The organism is Mesorhizobium sp. M1273 (assembly GCF_040318195.1).
Taxonomy (GTDB): domain Bacteria; phylum Pseudomonadota; class Alphaproteobacteria; order Rhizobiales; family Rhizobiaceae; genus Mesorhizobium.
This window is the reverse complement of the sequence record NZ_JAMYLV010000028.1, coordinates 1-19545: the sequence shown is the minus strand read 5'-3', so window position 1 is coordinate 19545 and position 19545 is coordinate 1. Positions and strand designations below refer to the sequence as shown.

Sequence of the window (19545 nt, the reverse complement as noted above, 5' to 3'; positions counted from 1 at the left end):
TGCGATCTCCTCTTCGCTTCTGTTTGTCGAGTTTACGCCTGAGACGGATTAATTCAAGCTTGAAGTTTCAGGATTGAAACAATCCGCCCCAGAAACCCAGCTTGCCGGCAGTCGGCTTGCGCAGGCCAGGGACGCCCCGGGCTATTTTTCCGGGTTCTTCGGGCTCCACAGCACCGTCTCCGCATCTTTTTCATAAGCCATACCATTGGGATAGCTGATCGCTTCCAACTGCAAGCCCCAGGGCGCCTGGAAGTAGAGGATGGTCTGGCCGGCGGCCGGGCCTTCGGTAACCGGCAGCGGCCCCATCCGCGTCTTGACGCCCTTGCCGTCAAGATAGGCTTTTGCGGCGGCGATGTCGTCGACATAGAAGGCGATATGGAAGCCGCCTATGTCGCTGTTGCGAGGCGTCAAGTCCTTCTGGTCCGGCGCGGTGTATTTGAACAGCTCGATGTTCGACCCGTGTCCGCAGCGGACCAGGGTGATCTCCTCAATCACCGCCTTGGGATCGACGCCCAGCAGATCCTGCATGAATGTGCCCTTGTCGTCGGCGAACGGGCCGAACGACATCGCCTTCTTGCAGCCAACCACCTCGGTGAAGAAATCGACCGCCTGCTCCATGTCGGGGACGGTGACGCCGGTGTGGTCGTGGCCTCGCATGCCGGGTATCGAATCAGCCGAGGCTGCTCCCATCGAGCCGACTAGAGCGGCCGCAAGCATCGTGTTTCTGATTGCGTATTTCATTCCAGTTCTCCTCCGTTTCGCGAGCTGACTTGTCGGCGCACGTCCGAGGCCCGCTCTTCGGCGTGCGAATAGGAATGTGTTCATGCCAGCGCCTTTGCGGCGGGAAGCAGCCAGGCGTCATCGATCTCGGGCAGCGGAATGGCGGCGAGCAGGTCGCGCGTGTAAGCCTGCTGCGGCTGCTCGAACAAAGTATCCGTCGCACTGGCTTCGACGATCGCGCCTTCGCGCATGACGATCACGTGCCGGCAGAGCCGCCGAATGACAGAAAGATCATGGCTGATGAAGGCAACGGTCAGGCCCATTTCGGCGGCGAGTTTTTCCAGCAGCGTCAGGATCTGCGCCTGCGTCGACACGTCGAGGCCGGAGACGATTTCGTCGGCCAGCACGAATTTCGGCGACAGCGCCAGCGCCCGGGCAATGCCGACGCGCTGGCGCTGGCCGCCCGACAGTTCGTGGCGGTAGCGGCTGGCAAAACTTTGCGGCAGGCCGACGCGCTGCAATGCCTCCGCGACACGCCCCTTGAGATTGTCGCCAAGCCCGTTCTGCTTGAGCGGTGCTGCGATGATGCTGAAGATAGTGCGGCGCGGATTGAGCGACGACATCGGATCCTGGAAGATCATCTGCAGATTGCGGCGCAGCGGCCGGAGCTCGGCCTCAGGCAAATGGGTGATGTCGCGGCCGTCGAAGATGACGTTGCCGGCACTGGGCTCCAGAAGCCGCACCAACGCGCGGCCAAGCGTCGATTTGCCGGAGCCGGATTCGCCGACGATGCCGGTCACCGATCCCTTTGGCAGGTCGAAATCCAGCCCTTTCAGGATCTCGGCCAAGGGCGCGCGGCCGATCAGCGGCTTGCGCGTCATGTCGGGCAGCGCGACCTTCAGCCCACGCACGGAAAACAGCGGCTCAGCCATGCGGGCGCCTCCAGGCCTGGTCGGCAGCAGTGATCTCGGCGGCAAGCCCGGCCAGTACCGCCCCGTCCACGGGTTTCAGTGAAGTGTATGGATCGGTGTAGCGTGGCGTCGCCGCCATCAGCGCCCGTGTATAGGGATGCTGGGGTGCTGCGAAGAGGGTTGCCGTTTGGGCCTCCTCCACCACCTTGCCGGCATAAAGCACCGAAACTTTCTGGCTGATTTTGGCGACGACGCCGAGATCGTGGGTGACAAACAGGATCGCGGTGCCGTGCTCACGCTGCAACGCAGCGATCAGCCGCAGGATCTGTTTTTGCACGGTGACGTCGAGCGCCGTGGTCGGCTCGTCGGCGACGATCAGCCGGGGCTCGGCGGCAAAGGCGGCGGCGATCAGCACGCGCTGGCGCATGCCGCCCGAAAGCTCGTGCGGATAGCTTTTCAGCACGCGGCCGGGATCACGGATCTGCACCTCGTCCAGCAACTGCCGGGTGCGCCGATCAGCCTTGTCGCCACTCCAGCCGAGGATGCGCACCAGCCGGTCGGTCATCTGCGGGCCGATGCGCCGCGACGGGTTGAGCGCGGTCAGCGGGTCCTGCGGGATCAGCGCCGTGCGGGCGCCGATCAGCGTGCGCCGCGCCTTGGGCTGGAGCTTGCCGAGGTCTTCGCCTTCAAGCAGCATGTCGCCTTCGACGATGCGCACGCTCGGCGGCAGCACGCCAAGCACCGCCTTGCCGATCATCGTCTTGCCGGCACCGCTCTCGCCGACCAGCGCGCGCACCTCGCCGGGCTGGACGGCGAGCGACACCGAGCGCAGCACGCGCTGGCCGTTGGGCAGCACGGCGCTCAAGCTGCGGATATCGAGGCAGGGTTTGACGGCTACGCTCATCGCAACACCGGATCGAAACGCGCCTTCAGCGCGTCGCCGAACTGGCTGAACGACAGCACGGTCAGGATCAGCGTGATCAGCGGGAACACCAGCACCCACCAGGCCTGATGGATCGACAGGCGGCCCTCGGCGATGATGCCGCCCCAGGTCGGGTCATCGGTCGAGATCGACAGATTGACGAAGGACAGGATCGCCTCGACGATGACGGCAATGCCCATCTCCAGCGACAGCAGCGCGACGATCGACGGCACCACATTGGGCAGCACCTCGCGCAGCATGATGCCGATGCGGCCGTAGCCGGCGATGCGGGCGTTCTCGACATAGTCCATGCGCGACTGGCCCAACGTCTCGGCGCGGATCACCCGGCAGAAGCGCGTCCAGTCGATGACGGCAATGGCAATGATAACCGAGCTCAAGCCGGTGCCGAGCACGGCGACCAAAAGGATGGCAAACAGCACCGGCGGAAACGCCATCCAGACATCGACGATGCGCGAGATGATGCGGTCGGCCCAGCCGCCGAAATAGCCGGCGATCAGCCCCAGCGTCGAGCCGACCAGGCAGGCGGCAAAGGCTGCCGCGAAGGCGACGATGAAGGCGATGCGGGCACCGAAGATCAGCCGTGACAGAAGATCGCGGCCGAGGCTGTCGGTGCCGAGCCAGTAGCCGGGCTCGGCGCCATCAATCCAGAAAGGCGGCAGCCGCTCCAGCATCAAATCCTGCGCCAGCGGGTCCTGCGGTGCGACCAACGGCGCAAAAATCGCGGCCAGCAGCGCAATCAGCAGCCAGCCGCCGGCCAGCCACAGGCGTGCCCGCGAGCCACGTCTCGAAATGCGGGCCTCATCCATGGCGCAGCCTCGGATTGAGCAGGGCGTACATCATGTCGACGGCAAGGTTGATCAGCACGAACAGCAGCGCGAAGACCAGCACGATGCCCTGGATCAGCGGCAGGTCGCGGTTGATGACGGCATCGATCGCCATGTTGCCGAGACCTTCATAGGAAAACAGCCGTTCGACGATGACCGTGCCGCCGATGAGGAAGGTGAACTGCACGCCGACCAGCGTCAGCGTCGGCAGGGCCGCGTTCTTCAGCGCCTCGCGCAGGATGACCTGCGTTTCCGAAAAGCCCTTTACCCGCGCCAGCACGACGTAGTCGAGGTCGAGCACTTCCTTCAGCGACTGTTTCAGCAGCTGCGAGATGATCGCGGCCAGTGGCAGCGCCAGCGCAATCGCCGGCATCAGCATGTGTGCCAGCAGGTCCCTGGTCAGGTCGAAGCGCAGCCGTACAATGCTTTCGAACAGATAGAATTGCGTGGCGAAGGGCAGGTCGAGCTGCGGCGACACCCGGCCAGAAATGTCGAAGATAGGCACCAGCACGCCGAACAGAAGGATCAGCACCAGGCCCCACAGGAAATCGGGAATCGAGAGTGCCGCACCGCTGGCAATGTCGATGCCGGCTTCGACTGCGGTGCCGCGTTCGCGCGCGCCGAGGATCGCCGTCGTGCCACCGATCGCCAGCGCCATCACAAGCGCGACGATGGCGAGTTCCAGCGTCGCCGGGAGGCGATTGAAGACCAGGCCCAGAACATCCTGCCGGAGCGAAATCGAAGTGCCGAAATCGCCCCTGACGACACCGGCCAGCCAGATGAAGAATTGCTGGACGATGGTCTTGTCCAGCCCGTAAAGCGCGCGCAGCCGAGCGATGTCGGCATCGGTCGCGCCGGGCGGCAGCATCATCGCGATCGGGTCGCCCGGCGCGACACGGATGACGACGAAGACGACGACGGCCACGCCGAACAGCGTGATCGCCATCGTCAGAAGACGGATCAGGAATCTTTGCAGCAGCATGGTCGCCCGTGGCGGAAAATGCGCGCCGTCATTCCGGACGGCGCGCGACAAGCCGAAGACTGTCTCAGGCCGGGCTCATCAGCGCCGGCAGAAGTGCGCCCGACACATGCTGCACGACATTGACGCCCTTGGCATGCACGATCGGCTGCGCATACTGGATCAGCGGCAGCACATAGGCCTGTTCGGCGATGTATTTGTCGACGGCCTTCCAGCCGGCAATGCGCTTGGCCTCGTCCTTCTCGCCCCATAGTGGATTGATCATGTCGATCAGATCCTGACTGTCCCACACCGAATGCGGGCTCGGGCCATACATGGCAAAACCGGTCGAGGTGGTCGGGTCGCCGATGGCGTTGCCCCAATTGTAGAAGGCCGCCGGCGCCAGCTTGTCGGCGGCGCGCAGCTCGTAGTGCTTGGCGATCTCGTAGACCTCGATCGTCGCCTCGATGCCGACCTTGCGCCACATGCCGACGATCGCCTGGATCATCTCGTAGTCCTTGGGCTTGAAGCCCTTCGTCGTCTGTATCGTGAACTTGACCGGCTTTTCCGGCGAATAGCCGGAGGCGGCCAGCAGTTCCTTGGCCTTGTCCGGATTGTGCTCCACCTTGATCGACGCATCGTAGGCCGCGTATTCCGGCGTCTCCAGCGTATCGATGGGCTGGCCGTAACCGCGCAGCAGCCGGTCGACCAAAAGCTTTTTGTCGACGGCCATCACCGCTGCCTGGCGCACGTTCTTGTCCAGCATCACGTCGATGTCGTTGAAGAAGATCATGCCGATGTCGGAAACGTTCTTGCATGAGCCGGCAAGTCCATCCTTGGCGATCAGGCGGTCATATTCCTCATAGGGGACCTCGAGGGTCACCTGCGAGGAACCGGACTCGATCTCGGCGACGCGGCTCGCCGCATCGGTAACGAACTTGATGGTTACGTTCTCGAAGGCCGGCTTGCTGCCCCAGTAGTTCGGGTTGGCCTTGAGCCGCAGGAAGGCGTTGCGCTCGAATTTGTCGACCATGTAGGGCCCGGTGCCGATCGGGGCTTTCTCAAAACCCTCGGCGCCGACCTTTTCGTAATAGGCCTTCGGCATGATGTAGCCGGTCAGGAACGACATCCACTTGAAATACACCGGGTCGAATTGCACGACGTCGCCGGTGATCTTGTTGCCGTCGATCTTGAAGTTGTTGACGTTCTTCCAGACGAACTGGATCGGGTTGCCGGTTTTTTCATCGCCCGCCCGCTGCAGCGACCAGACCACGTCTTCGGCCGTGAATGGCGAGCCGTCATGCCAGGTGACGCCCTCGCGCACCGTCATCATGATCTTGCTGCGATCCTCGTTCCAGCCCCATTCGGTGAGCAGGCCGGGCGCGAAAGAAAGATCCGGTTTCTGCGGGATGAACTGGTCGAACACCGACTGGTAGAGACCCTGGATGGTCGGGTTGACCGCCGAAGGCCCGGTGGTCGGGTCCCAGGACGGCAAATTGACATTGTAGGCGATGGTCAGTTCGCCGGCAGCCTTGGCGATTTGCGGCAGGCCGAGCGCCGTGGCGCCAAGTGCGGCCGCGCCATATCCGAGCAATTCTCGTCTGTTGATTGTCATGGTCGTTCCCCTGTTGCTTTTATGCGCGGTGTCGTTGTCAATCGGTGGGTTCAGGCTCCTTGGGCAACCGCGCCTTGTCCTCCTTCACCCTAGATGAAAAATGGAGCCTACCTCCCGCCAAGTTGTTGCGCGAGCATGAAGCCCGACGCCGCCCCGGTGCCGGCGCCGGGCCATGTTGCCGCCCCGGTCAGGTGCAGATTGCCGACCGGCGTGTTCCAGCCAGCGTAACCGCGCGCCGGCCGGAACAGGAAATTCTGCGCCAGATGATGGCTGCCGCAGATCTGGTCGCCGCCGACAAGGTTCGGGTTCTCGCGTTCGAGGTCGATGGGCGAGAACACGGCGCGGCCGAGGATCTTCCGACGAAGGCCGGGCGCATAGCGCTCGATAATGTCGAGGACGCGCTCGGCGTAGTGCTCCCTAGCCTCGTCCCAGTGAGCCACCGCGATCGTGCCCGCCGCATCGCCTGCAATCTCGGCTGGCAGCATGCGCACCTGCACCCAAAGTACGTGCTTGCCGTCCGGCGCGCGCGAGGGATCGACGGCCGTCGGCTGGCCGACGACCAGCACCGGTTCGTCCGGCAGCACCCCTGACATCGCCTGCTGATAGGTCCAGGACATGGCATCGAGCGACGGCGACAGATGCACATAGGCGAACTGCCGAAGCTCGGCACCGGCGCGCCAGTCCGGCAGGTCGTCGAGCGCCAGATGGATCATCAACGTCCCCGGCGCGTGGCGGAATTTTTTCACGGCCGTGTCGAAGCCGGTGTCGCCGGATCCGTTAGGCAACAGTTTCCCGGTCAGCGCCTTGGGCGCGACACCGGCGATGACGGCCTTGGTGGCGGTGTGGGTCTCGCCGGAAGTGAGCCGCACGCCGGTCGCTTTGCCGGCCGAAACCGTGATCTCGGCGACATCAGCCCCAGTGACGATCTTGCCGCCGGCGGCCGTGAGCATGCCCGACAAAGCGCGGATAATCGTGTCGGCGCCGCCTCTGCCGAGCACCATGCCGACGCACTGGTTGGCCATGGATTCGAGGTAAGGGAACACCGCGCCGCCGGCGATGTCAGGCGCGAAATCGAGATGCATGCCCCAGGTGGCCAGCGTCGCCCTGACATGCGGTGACTCGAAAGTATCCTCGAGCCAGGCGCGGGGTGACGAAAGCAGCAACCGACCTGTATCGAGCGCGCCGGCAAAACCCTTCTTGCGCCAGAGGTTCCAGGCGGTGCCGGCGAGCGCACGGCCGCTCATCGGCGAGCCCAGCAGCCGGAACAGATGCTCGGCCTCCGCCGGGAATGCCGCAACCAGACGGCGCCATGTCTGTGCGTCGGCGTCGGAAAAAGCGGCCATGCGCGAGGCGGTCACTTCCAGGTCGCTGCTGACGCCGAACCAGCGACCGTCGGGGAAGGCGCTGGCAAAACAGTCGGCCACCGGCACGAATTCCAGCCCGTGGGTTTTCAATTCATTTGCATATTTCTTGTGAAAGGCCGAGCCGGCGAACAGGCTGAGATTCATCGCGCCGAAATCGTGCCGGAAGCCCGGAAGCGTCAATTCGCGCGTCTGAACGGCGCCGCCGATCGTTGCATTACGCTCGAAAACTGCGGTTTTCCAGCCTTTGAGCGCCAGATGCGCGGCGCATGCCAGACTGTTGTGGCCTGCCCCGACAAATATGGCGTCGAACTCGCTCACGCCCCGTCCCATTTCCTTTATGCTTAAAGATAATTGCAGATGCATATGTTTTCGTCTAGTAGGATATTAAGGGCCGCGAGAGCCTTCAGCACCATCGAGAAAGAGGGAACAGAGACCATGGACACACAACAACTTTTAGGCGAAGTCGCCGGCCAGCTGCTTTCAGGCGCCATTCAGGTGGTCGACCTGACGGCGCCGCTCGGGCCCGACACACCGCTGATCAAGCTGCCGCCGGAACTGGCGGTCGACACGCCGAAGATCGAGATCCACGCCATCTCCGCCTATGACAAGAACGGTCCGTGGTGGGCGTGGAACTGGCTCAAGCTCGGGGAGCATTCGGGCACGCATTTCGACGCGCCCAACCACTGGATCACCGGCAAGGATTATCCGGACGGCGCCACCGACACCATTCCGGCGCAGAACTTCGTCGGACCCGTCAACGTCATCGACTGTTCCAAGCAAGCGGCAGTCGATCACGATTTCCTGCTCACCGTCGATCACATCAAGGCATGGGAAGCCGAACATGGCGCTATCAACCCCGGCGAGTGGGTGGTGATGCGCACCGACTGGTATAAGCGCAACGGCTCGGAAGCCGAGTTCCTCAACGCCAATGAGACCGGACCGCACACGCCTGGCCCGACCGCCGAAGCCATCCAGTATCTGATTAGCAAGGACATCAAGGGCTGGGGCAGCGAGACGATCGGCACGGATGCTGGAAAAGCAGGGGGAATGGAGCCGCCGTTCCCGGCGCATAGCCTGATGCACAAGGCTAACCGCTACGGTCTCGCCAGCCTTTGCAACCTCGACCGGCTGCCGCCGAAAGGCGCGATCCTGATCGCGGCGCCGCTCAAGATCGAGCACGGCACCGGCAGCCCGATCCGCGCGTTGGCGTTGGTGCCAAGGCAATAGGGTAGCTGCGGTCTTCGGGAGAAGATCATGTGCGGAAGTGGCACTGTGGTGACGGAGTGGGAGCGGCAGCCTTGCAAAGCTGCGGCTCTACGGCGCCGTAGAGCGCCAATCTCTGCTAGGAGCACGCATCGATGAGCGCTCCCGATCACATCGTCGTCGGCAGCGGCATCAACGCGCTGGTCTGCTCGGCGATGCTTGGCGGCAAGGGGGCGAAGGTGCTGGTGCTCGAGCGCAACGACCGCATCGGCGGCTGCATGCGCACCGAAGAAATCACCGCGCCCGGCTTCATCCACGACGTGATGGCGACGACCTTTGTCCTGTTCATCACCTCGCCGGCCTATGCGGCGCTGGGCAAGGATCTGGCGCGGCACGGCCTGGAGTTTTGCAACAGCTCCACGCCGACCGGTGTGCTGCGCCCGGACGGCAGCCATGCCGTCCTGCGCACCGACCGTATCGCCAATGTAGCGGCGATCAATGCGCTTGCCGCGGGCGACGGCGACCGGCACGCAAACGATGTCGGCGAGATCGAGCGCAACGCCGGTCTGCTGTTCGGACTGCTCGGTGGCAGCCTGTGGTCCTACCCGACGGCCAGGCTGCTGGCGGGTGAAGCCTGGCGGCGCGGCCCGCGTGGCCTTGCCGCCTTTCTCGGCAGCGCGCTGGTGCCGGCGCGCGGTTGGCTGGAAAGCACCTATCAGTCGGAAACCATGCGCGCGCTGTGGGCGCCCTGGGTGCTGCATGCCGGCCTCGGGCCTGAGGACGCGTTCTCCGGCCAGATCGCCAAGGTCATCGCCTTCGCGCTTGAGGCGGCCGGCGCGCCGATCGTCAAGGGCGGTGCCAGGAATCTGCTGGCCGCCTTCGAGGCCCTGATCAGGGAACGTGGCGGCGAAATCCGCACCGGCGCCGACGTCGCGGCTATTGTCCAAAGCGGAGGCCGCGCCGCCGGCGTGCGGCTGGCTTCGGGCGAAACGATCAACGTGAACAAGAGCGTCATCTGCTCGGTCACGCCGACCCAGCTCTACGAGCGGCTGCTCGGCGACGCGGCGCCGAAAGCAGACGTCGAGGCAGCGCAAAAATACCGCTACGGCAAGGGCAATTTCCAGATCCACTATGCCTTGGACAAGCCGCCGGCATGGCGCGGCGAGGGCCTGGACAAGGTCGCGCTGCTGCATCTGACGCCGGGGCTCGACGGCGTCTCGAAGGCCTGCAACGAAGCCGTGCGCGGCATGCTGCCGGAGGTGCCGACCATGTGCATCGGCCAGCCGCACGCGCTCGACCCATCGCGCTGCCCGGACGGCAAGGCGGTCCTGTGGCTGCAACTGCCCGAGGCGCCACGGCATATCAAGGGCGATGCCGCCGGCAAACTGCAAACACCGGCAGACGGTCGCTGGACCGAGGCGCTGCGCGAAGCCTATGCCGACCGTGCCGAAGCGATCCTTGCCAGCCATATCGATGGGTTCAAGGACAGCGTCATCGCACGCCGCGCCTGTTCGCCGGCCGACCTGGAAGCGATGAACATCAATCTGGTCGGCGGCGACCCCTATGGCGGTTCCTCGGCTATCGACCAGTCGTTTCTGTGGCGGCCGTTCAAGACGAGCCGCAATCACGCCACCGGGGTCAGGGGTCTCTACCACATCGGTGCCTCGACCCATCCGGGTGCTGGCTTGGGCGGCGGCTCCGGCTTTCTCCTGGCGGGGAGGCTGTGATGGAACAGAAGGTTGAAAAGCGCCAGCGCATCTCGACTTTGGGCCAGATCGGCCTGCAGCAATTCGCGCCCTATCTGATGAACCGTATCATGGGCCGCTACAACGCCACCTTGCGTGACAATTTCCGCAAGCAAGGTCTGACCATTCCGCAGGTGCGCACGCTGGCTGTGTTGTCGGTCACCGATGGCGTCACCGTCAACGATCTCTCGGTCTATACCGTCATCGAGCAGTCGACCTTGAGCCGCACGCTCGACACGCTGGAGGCGCAAGGGTTTGTGCGGCGCGAGCAGGGGGTCACCGACAGCCGTATCCGCCATGTGTTCCTGACCGACGATGGCCGCGCCGAGTTCGCGCGCGCCTGGCCGGCCATGCACGACGCTTTCGAGGCAATGTTCGACGATGTGGACGATGCCGAATACGCGGCGCTGATCGCGACATTGCAGAAGATGCTGAAGAACATTCGCAAGCACGACATCTGATCTTACGCGCCGCCATCGGGGCGGTAACGGAAGGAGCCCAAAATGGCCGAACGGTCTTTTGCCAAGGAAGTCGAAAAGCTCAGGCTCGGCGCCGGCGAGGAGTTTTCCGGCGAAGGCATTCTCGCCATCACCAAGGCGCTGCTGCAATGCGGCGTCGGCTATGTCGGCGGCTATCAGGGCGCGCCGATCAGCCATTTGATGGACGTGCTGGCCGACGCGCAGGATATCCTGGGCGAGCTCGGCGTGCATTTCGAGGCGAGCGCCTCGGAAGCGACCGCCACCGCCATGCTTGCCGCATCGGTGCATTATCCTATCCGCGGCGCGGCGACCTTCAAGTCGACGGTCGGCACCAATGTCGCCTCCGACGCGCTCGCCAATCTCGCTTCCGGCGGCGTCACCGGCGGTGCATTGATCATCGTCGGCGAGGATTACGGCGAAGGCTCCTCGATCATGCAGGAGCGCAGCCACGCCTTTGCCATGAAGAGCCAGGTCTGGCTGCTCGACCCGCGACCGAACCTGCCGTCGATCGTCAAGGCGGTGGAGGACGGCTTCGAGCTGTCCGAGGTTTCCAACACGCCGGTCATGCTGCAGGTCCGTATTCGCTGCTGCCATGTCCACGGCCATTTCATCGCCAAGGACAACAAGCGCCCGGCAATGACTGTGGCCGATGCGCTCGAGGCGCCGCGCCGCGACACCGGCCGCATCGTGCTGCCGCCCGCGTCCTTCCTGCACGAGAAGGAAAAGGTGCAGAAACGCTGGCCGGCGGCGGTGGATTTCATCCGCGCCAACAAGATCAACGAGTTTTTCGGCCCGGAGCATGGCTCGGTCGGCATCGTCATGCAGGGCGGCATGTACAATTCGGTCATCCGGGCGCTGCAGCGGCTCGGCCTCGCCGACACTTATGGCGACACCGACGTGCCGCTCTATGTGCTGAACGCCGTATACCCGCTGGTCGATGACGAGTTCCTGTCCTTCTGCGAAGGCAAGGACGCCGTTCTCGTCGTCGAGGAAGGCCAGCCCAACTACATCGAACAGGCCTTTGCCGCGATGCTGCACAAGGCCGGCCGCGGCACCAGGCTCGTCGGCAAGGAACATCTGCCTATGGCCGGCGAATATACCGGCCAGGTGATGCTCGACGGCATCGGATCGTTCCTGCGTGCCACCATCCCGCATCTGCTGCCAAGCGAGGTCCGCGCGCCGAACAAGATCGGCGACGGGCTCGACACCGCCGACCTGATCAACGTCGTCCCGGGCCGGCCGCCCGGCTTCTGCGTCGGCTGCCCGGAGCGGCCGATCTTCGCCGCCACCAAGCTGGTCGAGCAGGAGTTGGGCAAGCACCACATCGCCTCCGACATTGGCTGCCATCTGTTCTCGATCATGCCGCCTTTCGAGCTAGGTGCCACTACCATGGGCTACGGGCTGGGGCCGGCCTCGGCTTCGGCGTTCAATTCGCCCGATGCCAAGCGCCGCTCGATCTCCTTCGTCGGCGACGGCGGCTTCTGGCACAACGGCCTGACCTCCTCGGTCGGCAATGCCGTGTTCAACAAGAATGACGGCGTCATCGTCATCGTCGACAATTTCTATTCGGCCGCGACCGGAGGGCAGGACATCCTGTCGTCCCGCGCCGGCAACAAGACCAAGTCGACCAAGCACCCGATCACCGAGGCGGTGAAGGGCATGGGCGTCAAATGGCTGCGCCACATCGACCGCACCTACGACGTAACCAGAATGCAAGACACGCTGCGCGAGGCGCTGACGACGGACGAGAAGGGCCCGAAAGTCATTGTCGCGTCGTCCGAATGCATGCTCAACCGGCAGCGCCGCGAAAAGCCGCTGGTCGACAAGGCGATCAAGGGCGGGACGCGCATAGTCAAGCCGAAATTCGGTGTCGACGAAGATATCTGCACCGGCGACCATGCCTGCATGCGGCTGTCCGGCTGTCCGTCGCTTTCGGTGAAGTCGCTCGACGATCCGTTGCGCGACGATCCGGTGGCGCATATCGACCAAAGCTGCGTCGGTTGCGGCAATTGCGGCGAGGTCGCCGATGCGGCGGTGCTCTGCCCGTCCTTCTACCGCGCCGATGTCGTCCACAATCCGAGCCGCTGGGACCGTTTCCTTGAAGGCGCGCGTCGCGCCATGATCGGTCTCTTGCAGCGGCGCCGTGAAAACCGGCGCCTGACATTCGCCGATGCTTGACGCCGTGCCCTCATCGCGCTCGAAAGCCGGCGCCCCCGAAGACGAGCGCGTCATCAAGCTTGCCGTGCTGGCGGTCGGCGGCCAGGGCGGCGGCGTGCTGGCCGACTGGATCACCGACGTCGCCGAGCGCAATTTCTATGTCGCGCAATCAACCTCCGTTGCCGGCGTTGCCCAGCGCACCGGCGCCACCATCTATTATGTCGAAATGTGCCGCGACACCGGCCGCCTGCCGGTCTTCGCGCTGTCGCCGTCGCAGGGCGACGTCGACATCCTGATTGCCGCCGAACTGATGGAGGCCGGCCGCGCCATCATCCGCGGCTTCGTCACGCCCGAGCGCACCACGCTGATCGCCTCGTCGCACCGCATCGCCGCGGTCTCGGAGAAGATCGAGCCCGGCGACGGCCGCGCCTCGTCCTCCAAGGTGCATGCCACGGCGGAAGCCGCGGCCAAGCGCTTCATTGCCTTCGACATGGAGAAGATCGCCGCCGACAATGGCTCGATGATCTCGGCCAGCCTGCTCGGCGCGCTGGCCGGCTCCGACGCCTTGCCGTTCAGTCGCGAAAGCTATGAGCAGGCGGTCAGTGCCGGCGGCCGTGGTGTCAAGGCCAGCCTCGCCGCCTTCGGCGCCGCCTACGATCGGGCGCGCGGCATCGCGAGTGCGCCTTCGGGCGACAAGACTGCAGGGCCGGCGGCCGCTGAAACCGGCTCGGGCGCCGCGACAGAAGTCAGCGGCCCGGAAAGCCTGTTGAAGGGCTGGCAACAATTGGCGGCGCGCGTCGCCACGCTGCCTGTACCCGTGCGCGACATGGCGCTTCGCGGCCTGAAAAAAGTGGTCGACTATCAGGACGTTGCTTATGGCGGCGAGTATCTCGATAGGCTCGACCGGGCCGTCGCTCTGGACAATGCCGAACACGCCTACGCGCTGTCGATCGCCGCCGCCAAGCATCTGGCCAACGCCATGTGCTACGACGACATGATCCGCGTCGCCGACCTGAAGACGCGCTCGAGCCGCGACCGACGCGTACGCCGTGAGGTCGGCGTCAAGGACGGCTCGGTCCTGCAGGTGACCGAATATTTCCACCCGCGCATCGAGGAATTCTGCGGCACGCTGCCGGCCGGGCTCGGCAGCTACATCGAAAGCCGGCCGAAGCTCGCCGCCTTTCTCGACCGCCGCATCAATCGCGGCCGCCGCATCCGCACCGACAGTTTCGCCGGCTTTGCCGCATTGTGGTTCATCGGCGGCCTGCGCCGCTGGCGCCGCCGACTGCTGCGCCACAAGGTCGAGACCGCGCATATCGAGCGCTGGTATGCGCTGGCGCTGGGCCAAGTCGGCCAGGACTACGCGCTTGGCACGGAGATCCTCAACTGCCGCCGGCTGATCAAGGGCTACAGCGACACCCACGCCCGCGCCCAGTCGAAATTCGACCGGGTGCTGTCGGCGCTCGACCAGCTCAAGGGCCGCCCGGACGCCGCAGACTGGATCCGGCGCCTGCGCGAAGCGGCGCTGAAGGACGAGAAGGGCGACATGCTCGACGGCGCGCTGAAGACTGTGGCGTCGCTGGGCGACAATCCGGTGAGCTGAGGCGCTCGTTCAACCCCGGCTGCAACTCAGTCTGGCGCCCATTTCGCCTTCGACGCGGCAGTCTGCACGGTGATTCTGAGGCCGATGATCTCGGCGATCGCGGCTTCCAGCACCAGAATGATCGTTTCCTTTCCCACATCGTCGAAATTTTCGGCGACATAGCTCAGGTCGCTCAGGATGTCGTCTTCCTCTTCCATGATTTTCTCCCCCTGTTGAACGTCAGGCCGGAACAGCCGACGATGAGATGGGCTTGGGGCTGGATCTATGGAACGCGTTTCTTTCGCCACTGTCACCAAGGAAGTGAAGGCTATCCTGTCCGCTTCGCCAGGTCTTGCCGACGGCTTGCAGCCGTGGCGGCCTGCCTGTTCTGTGGTCTTCGTGCCTATGGCAGCGGCAAACATATCTGCTCCAAGACAAATGACGCCCGGTTCCGAGCGGCGATTTGCCAAACATCCCCGGCCATGTGAAACGACTGTGTTGCACTCATTGCCTGCTGTTGTACCTTCAATATTCTGGAGGCGCGGGCTTGATGCTGCTTGAGCGAGAGGACCCACTTGGAGCTTTGTTGGCCGCGGCCGAGAGAGCTGCTGCCGGACATGGTGGGACCGTGCTGGTGCACGGCGAGGCGGGCCTGGGCAAGACCTCTCTGCTGCGCGAATTCGCGGAAAACGCCGACCGGGACTGCCGGGTGCTGTGGGGCTGGTGCGAGGCGCTCTTCACGCCACGCCCATTGGGCCCTCTCCAGGACATGGCCCACTTGCTCGACCCGCGCGTGGCGGCGCTGCTTGAGGAGACCGCTGCGCCGGAGCGGCTTTTCCCGGCATTGCTGAATGCGCTGCAGCGCGCCAAGGGCACGACCGTGCTCATCTTCGAGGACATGCATTGGGCGGACAATGCGACGCTCGACCTCGTAAGATATCTCGGGCGCCGCGTCTCTCTGCTCCGCACCATGCTGGTGCTGAGCATGCGCAGAGAGGATTTGAACGCCGATCACCCGCTGACCCACGTGCTCGGCGATCTTCCCGCCGCCTCCGTACGCCGCGTGACGCTTAGACCGCTGTCTCCCCAGGCGGTGACAATGCTGGCCGAACAGGCCGGCCGTTCCGCCGACGGGCTTTATCGCATTACCGAGGGCAATCCCTTCTTCGTTACCGAGCTCCTGTCCAGCAGCGAGACCGAATCGGCGCGAGTGCCCGATTCCATACGCGACGCGGTGTGGTCGCGCCTGTCGCGCCTGACGCCTGGAGAGCGCGACGTCCTGGAGGTCATGAGCATCATGCCGGGCAGCGTTGAGCCGTGGCTGATCCGGGCCCTTCTCGGGGCCGAGGCCGAAGTGCTCGTCGATCGATGTGTCGTGCGCGGATTGCTGCGGCGGGACGACCAGGGCGCGCTGACATTTCGTCACGAGCTTGCCAGGGAAGCGACGCTCGACCGGCTCTCCCCCTCTGTGCAACGCTCGCTCCATGCGAAGGTCGAAGCGGCACTCTCGGAAGTTCCGGCCTCGCAGGCAAGCGCTCTGCTTTCGCGCCGCGTGCACCACGCCGGCGGCGCCGACAATGGCGAACGCGTGCTCGAACTTGCGCCGCTCGCCGCCAGCCAAGCCGCGCGCCTGGGGGCGCATCGGGAGGCGGCCTCGCATCTGGCGACCGCACTCAGATATGTCGACCAGGCCCCGCCGGAGCTGGCCGCGCAGCTCCATGAGGACTGGGCATACGAGGCCGGGTTGGCGCTGCTTGTCTATGACGCCATCATCGAGGCCCGGCATCGCGCCATCGCTATCTGGCGGCAGCTGGGCCGGATCGACAAGGTAGGCCTTAATCTACGCTGGCTGTCGCGGCTGCACTGGCGGCGCGGCGAAGGCCCGCAGGCGGAGGAATATGCGGACCAAGCCGTGCGTGAGGTGGAAAGCCTGCCGCCCGGTCCCGAGGTGGCAATGGCCTACAGCACGCGCTCGCAGCTCCACATGCTGCACTATCGTTTCGATGAGGCGATCGAATGGGGCGAGCGCGCGATCAGTCTGGCCGATCGGCTGGGCGAGGTCGAGACGCGTGTTCACGCCCTCAACAATGTCGGAACCGCGCTCATGTTTGCCAACCGCCCCGGCGGCGTTGAGCGGCTGGAGGAAAGCCTTGCCCTGGCGCTCGAGCACGGGCTCCACGACCATGCGGCGCGGGCCTATACGAACTTTGCGGAATGCGCGGTGGTGGCCAAGGACTTCGAGCTGGCGGAGCGGCTGCTGGCCGAAGGCATCGCATTCTGCACCAGGCACGACCTCGATTCGGCGGCGCAATACCTGCTCGGCCGGCAGGCGCAGCTTTGCATGGAACAGGGCCGGTTTCGCGAGGCCGCAACCATCGCTCAGGGCGTCATGAATGTGGAACGCCTGCCGATGGTGATGCACTTGCCGGCGCTCACCGTGCTTGGCACGGTCCGCGTAAGGCTGGGCGAGACCGACGGCGTCGACCTTTTGCAGCGCGCGCTTGTGGAGGGCCAGACGACCGGCGAGCCGCAGCGTATCGTCCCGGTTCGCCTGGCGCTGGCGGAGGCGGCCTGGCTTGCCGAGGATGTCGGCGCCAGCCACGCGCAGCTTACCGAGCTGGCGGCTATGAACCTCGACAATTTCCGCCCCCGGGACCTTGGCGAATTGTCGGTCTGGTGGCGTCGATGCGGAATGCCCGGGTCGCTGCCGGCGCAATCGGCGCCGATTCCCTCGCCCTGGTCCGCCGAGCTTCTCGGCGATCCGCAGACCGCCGCGGCGGAGTGGACGCGTTTGTCGCTGCCCTATGAGGCAGCGCTTTCCCTCATGCAGGTTCGTGGGGCGGATGCGGGGGCGGCGCTCGCTCGCGCCGTGGCGATGCTCGACCAGATCGACGCGCCCGCGGCCGCGGCGCTCGCGCGCAAGCTTGCGCAGCGTCAGGGCCTGTCAGGCCTGCTGCCGAAGGTGCAGCGCGGACCCTATGCGGCAGCTCGCCGCCATCCACTCGGCCTGACACGGCACGAGCAGAAGGTGCTCGCCCTGATCGCCCAGGGCATCAGCAACAAGGAGGTCGCGCGACATCTGTCGCGCTCGCCCCGCACGATCGAGCATCACGTCTCCTCGCTGCTCGGCAAGCTCAATGCCGCAAACCGCATGGAAATCCTCCTGCGCCTGCGAGGCGAGCCGTGGCTGTTGACGGGCACCCATCCGCTGGAACCGCACCAGACTGGATCATGATCCCAGCCGATTCTGTCGAGATGGAACAGGCTCTGGGTAGTTCCCACAGCAAAATTTCCGCGAAAACTGGGAAATCGACCGCCTAAAAATGGGTGGCGGTACCGATTTGCACGCCCGCCGCTCCGCGTAGGCTTCTGCTCGCAGCGTGGATGGACCTCCCAACACCACGACGCCTTCACGATCCGGGGGAAGAAGGCGGGCAACGGCGGCGGAACGGGGGCCGCCGCCGGCGTCCGTCGCTGGGGCGGATCGTACCAGGAGCAGGGGCGATGTCGGCAAGCGAAAAAGCGGATGCCCAGCGGCGCTGGCCAGGACAACGATTGGCACAAGCGGTCGCGGTGCGGCTTTCAGGACCCGGAGGCTGTTATATTGCCGGCAATGTGCTGGGCCTCGGCATGGCCATGTTCATGCAGATTCGGCTGGCGCTAACCGAGGCGAGCAGCACTTTCGCCGCGCCTCTAATGTTCGGCCACGACCTCGCCGGCGGCTGGAACTCACTGGCGCTGCTGGTGGCGAGCGCCATCTTCTTGCGCAGCGGCGAGGAGTATCATCGCGCCCTCAGCAACGGACATCTCGACCCGTCGGCAATACAGCGCGCAGATTTTCTGTCCGGCACCGGGTCATTGGTGCTCGGGTCAAGTCTGCTGCTCGTCGGCAATCCAATCCTGGTCGTGACATCGGGGTTGCTCCATGCCGTGGGCAAGTTCGGCAGCGCCTTCAGGCTCGGCGCGCATGGCGTGGTGCTCTTCGGCCTTAAAGTGCCGGAGCTCTTCCGCCTTTCGGTACTGCTCAGCCGCTTTCCGGCAATCATCGTCACGGCGACCGAAGTCGCCCGCGTCATTGCTGACGCTCGCACCGATCAGATCCAGGCTCTCGCAATGCCTGCGACGCTTCTCGTCTGTTACCTGCTTTGGGCACGCGGGGATATTCTTCTATTTGGAAAGTAAATCTGGAAACATCTAAGCATTTTAGCGTCGCATGGTGAGAAATAGGGAGTGGGAGCGCGACGGTGATTCTTCTCTAATCTGTAACCGGCGCAGCAAACGGGAGACTGGCATGTCAAGTTCGCTTATTCTGTCGACGGCGATGCTGCAATTCCTGGCGGCATATACGGTGATCATGATCACGCCAGGCCCTATTGGCCTCGCGACCGGCAGCCTTGCCTCCTTGCACGGCTTTGGCAGGACGATCCCGCTGGTGACCGGGATCGGCGCCGGTACCGCCGTGCTGGCGGTCCTGGTGGCGTTTGGCGCCGTTCATCTTTCCGGGTCGCTGTCGGTGCCGGCGGTCAAGATCGCCGGTGCGGCCGTCCTGGGCTGGATGGCCCTGCGCATCGCCAGAACGGCGCCGCCGGCCATCGGCGAAGCGCCTCGGCAGGCCGGATTGTTTGCCGGCGGGTTTCTCATCAGCATTCTCTCGCCTGAAACCGCCACTTTCTTCGCCGTCGCCTTCATGGGGCTGATGCTGCCGATCCGGACCTCGAACGAGATGCTGATGGTCGCGGCCATCGTCGCCATCATCGACATAGGCTGGTACGGATTCCTGGCCGTAGCGCTTTCGCGTCCTCTCGTGCGCGCTGCCGCGGTGCGGCATCATCGCGTCATCTGTCGGGCGGCGGGGATCGTGCTGGCAATGCTCGCCCTCGTCTCGGTGGCGTCAGCTTTTCCACTCGGCTGAGCGCTGGTTGAAGCAGGCGCGCTGCGCGGCCTGAGACATAGGTGACGTTTTGTACCGGACACATGGGTAACACTTTTGGCTTTTGGCCGGAGGTGTTGATGCCGTGGAGAGAGTGTTCGGTGATGGAGGAAC

16 protein-coding genes are annotated in these 19545 nt (G+C 64.6%); 8 read left to right on the top strand and 8 right to left on the bottom strand.

Features of this window, described 5'->3' with window-relative positions; genetic code table 11:
- Positions 1-141: 141 nt before the first annotated feature.
- The 7 genes from NKH30_RS24290 to NKH30_RS24260 all read right to left on the bottom strand — a co-directional run bounded on the left by NKH30_RS24290 (position 142) and on the right by NKH30_RS24260 (position 7653).
- Positions 142-741 carry a VOC family protein gene (locus NKH30_RS24290; protein ID WP_352623230.1) on the bottom strand — a complete coding sequence of 200 codons (600 nt, stop codon included), beginning with the start codon at positions 739-741 and terminating at the stop codon, positions 142-144.
- An 80-nt stretch (positions 742-821) separates the two neighbouring features.
- Entirely contained in the window at positions 822-1652 is an 831-nt protein-coding gene (locus tag NKH30_RS24285; protein WP_352997369.1) for an ATP-binding cassette domain-containing protein, read from the bottom strand.
- Positions 1645-2535 (bottom strand): ABC transporter ATP-binding protein, encoded by an 891-nt coding sequence (locus tag NKH30_RS24280; RefSeq protein WP_352921869.1) that lies wholly within the window; start codon positions 2533-2535, stop codon positions 1645-1647. The genes NKH30_RS24285 and NKH30_RS24280 overlap by 8 nt, the downstream gene beginning before the upstream one ends.
- A complete protein-coding gene (locus tag NKH30_RS24275; protein ID WP_352997367.1) occupies positions 2532-3380 on the bottom strand; it encodes an ABC transporter permease in 849 nt (282 codons plus the stop codon). The genes NKH30_RS24280 and NKH30_RS24275 overlap by 4 nt, the downstream gene beginning before the upstream one ends.
- Positions 3373-4380: an ABC transporter permease gene (locus tag NKH30_RS24270; RefSeq protein WP_352540477.1), complete on the bottom strand. Its 1008-nt coding sequence runs from the start codon at positions 4378-4380 to the stop codon at positions 3373-3375. The genes NKH30_RS24275 and NKH30_RS24270 overlap by 8 nt, the downstream gene beginning before the upstream one ends.
- 64 nt (positions 4381-4444) lie before the next feature.
- Positions 4445-5971 carry an ABC transporter substrate-binding protein gene (locus NKH30_RS24265; protein WP_352470015.1) on the bottom strand — a complete coding sequence of 509 codons (1527 nt, stop codon included), beginning with the start codon at positions 5969-5971 and terminating at the stop codon, positions 4445-4447.
- Positions 5972-6078: 107 nt separating this feature from the next.
- Entirely contained in the window at positions 6079-7653 is a 1575-nt protein-coding gene (locus NKH30_RS24260; protein WP_352997365.1) for a phytoene desaturase family protein, read from the bottom strand.
- A 117-nt stretch (positions 7654-7770) separates the two neighbouring features.
- Between NKH30_RS24260 and NKH30_RS24255 the strand changes: the two genes are divergently transcribed.
- The 5 genes from NKH30_RS24255 to NKH30_RS24235 all read left to right on the top strand — a co-directional run bounded on the left by NKH30_RS24255 (position 7771) and on the right by NKH30_RS24235 (position 14522).
- On the top strand, positions 7771-8562 hold the full coding sequence (locus tag NKH30_RS24255) for a cyclase family protein (RefSeq protein WP_352997363.1): 792 nt from the start codon (positions 7771-7773) through the stop codon (positions 8560-8562).
- Positions 8563-8693: 131 nt separating this feature from the next.
- On the top strand, positions 8694-10265 hold the full coding sequence (locus tag NKH30_RS24250; protein WP_352501691.1) for a phytoene desaturase family protein: 1572 nt from the start codon (positions 8694-8696) through the stop codon (positions 10263-10265).
- The gene (locus tag NKH30_RS24245; protein ID WP_352819183.1) at positions 10265-10744 is read left to right on the top strand and encodes a MarR family winged helix-turn-helix transcriptional regulator; all 480 of its coding nucleotides are present in this window, start codon (positions 10265-10267) and stop codon (positions 10742-10744) included. Before NKH30_RS24250 ends, NKH30_RS24245 begins: the two co-directional genes overlap by 1 nt.
- 42 nt (positions 10745-10786) lie before the next feature.
- On the top strand, positions 10787-12940 hold the full coding sequence (locus NKH30_RS24240; RefSeq protein WP_352997361.1) for a thiamine pyrophosphate-dependent enzyme: 2154 nt from the start codon (positions 10787-10789) through the stop codon (positions 12938-12940).
- The gene (locus NKH30_RS24235) at positions 12933-14522 is read left to right on the top strand and encodes an indolepyruvate oxidoreductase subunit beta family protein (protein WP_352470021.1); all 1590 of its coding nucleotides are present in this window, start codon (positions 12933-12935) and stop codon (positions 14520-14522) included. Before NKH30_RS24240 ends, NKH30_RS24235 begins: the two co-directional genes overlap by 8 nt.
- A 26-nt stretch (positions 14523-14548) precedes the next feature.
- On the opposite strand, the gene NKH30_RS24230 is transcribed toward NKH30_RS24235, so the two are convergent.
- Positions 14549-14923, bottom strand: coding sequence for a hypothetical protein (locus NKH30_RS24230; protein ID WP_352470022.1), 375 nt, complete (start codon positions 14921-14923; stop codon positions 14549-14551).
- A gap of 128 nt (positions 14924-15051) precedes the next feature.
- On the opposite strand from NKH30_RS24230, the gene NKH30_RS24225 reads away from it, so the two are divergent.
- From NKH30_RS24225 to NKH30_RS24215, 3 genes are all read left to right on the top strand, one after another.
- Positions 15052-17736 (top strand): ATP-binding protein, encoded by a 2685-nt coding sequence (locus tag NKH30_RS24225; RefSeq protein ID WP_352769226.1) that lies wholly within the window; start codon positions 15052-15054, stop codon positions 17734-17736.
- A 320-nt stretch (positions 17737-18056) separates the two neighbouring features.
- Positions 18057-18683, top strand: a complete 627-nt coding sequence (locus NKH30_RS24220; protein WP_352969845.1) for a hypothetical protein — start codon at positions 18057-18059, stop codon at positions 18681-18683.
- Between the two features lie 109 nt (positions 18684-18792).
- Entirely contained in the window at positions 18793-19413 is a 621-nt protein-coding gene (locus tag NKH30_RS24215; protein WP_352969843.1) for a LysE family translocator, read from the top strand.
- The last annotated feature ends 132 nt before the right edge of the window (positions 19414-19545 follow it).

Excerpts from the sequence above, each read along its gene's own strand:
- NKH30_RS24215 (WP_352969843.1), top strand. The coding sequence starts at position 18,793 with ATGTCAAGTTCGCTTATTCTGTCGACGGCGATGCTGCAATTCCTGGCG.
- NKH30_RS24240 (WP_352997361.1), top strand. The coding sequence starts at position 10,787 with ATGGCCGAACGGTCTTTTGCCAAGGAAGTCGAAAAGCTCAGGCTCGGC.
- NKH30_RS24290 (WP_352623230.1), bottom strand. The coding sequence starts at position 741 with ATGAAATACGCAATCAGAAACACGATGCTTGCGGCCGCTCTAGTCGGC.
- NKH30_RS24285 (WP_352997369.1), bottom strand. The coding sequence starts at position 1,652 with ATGGCTGAGCCGCTGTTTTCCGTGCGTGGGCTGAAGGTCGCGCTGCCC.
- NKH30_RS24245 (WP_352819183.1), top strand. The coding sequence starts at position 10,265 with ATGGAACAGAAGGTTGAAAAGCGCCAGCGCATCTCGACTTTGGGCCAG.
- NKH30_RS24270 (WP_352540477.1), bottom strand. The coding sequence starts at position 4,380 with ATGCTGCTGCAAAGATTCCTGATCCGTCTTCTGACGATGGCGATCACG.
- NKH30_RS24275 (WP_352997367.1), bottom strand. The coding sequence starts at position 3,380 with ATGGATGAGGCCCGCATTTCGAGACGTGGCTCGCGGGCACGCCTGTGG.
- NKH30_RS24235 (WP_352470021.1), top strand. The coding sequence starts at position 12,933 with ATGCTTGACGCCGTGCCCTCATCGCGCTCGAAAGCCGGCGCCCCCGAA.
- NKH30_RS24250 (WP_352501691.1), top strand. The coding sequence starts at position 8,694 with ATGAGCGCTCCCGATCACATCGTCGTCGGCAGCGGCATCAACGCGCTG.
- NKH30_RS24265 (WP_352470015.1), bottom strand. The coding sequence starts at position 5,971 with ATGACAATCAACAGACGAGAATTGCTCGGATATGGCGCGGCCGCACTT.
- NKH30_RS24230 (WP_352470022.1), bottom strand. The coding sequence starts at position 14,923 with ATGTTTGCCGCTGCCATAGGCACGAAGACCACAGAACAGGCAGGCCGC.
- NKH30_RS24280 (WP_352921869.1), bottom strand. The coding sequence starts at position 2,535 with ATGAGCGTAGCCGTCAAACCCTGCCTCGATATCCGCAGCTTGAGCGCC.
- NKH30_RS24255 (WP_352997363.1), top strand. The coding sequence starts at position 7,771 with ATGGACACACAACAACTTTTAGGCGAAGTCGCCGGCCAGCTGCTTTCA.
- NKH30_RS24225 (WP_352769226.1), top strand. The coding sequence starts at position 15,052 with ATGCTGCTTGAGCGAGAGGACCCACTTGGAGCTTTGTTGGCCGCGGCC.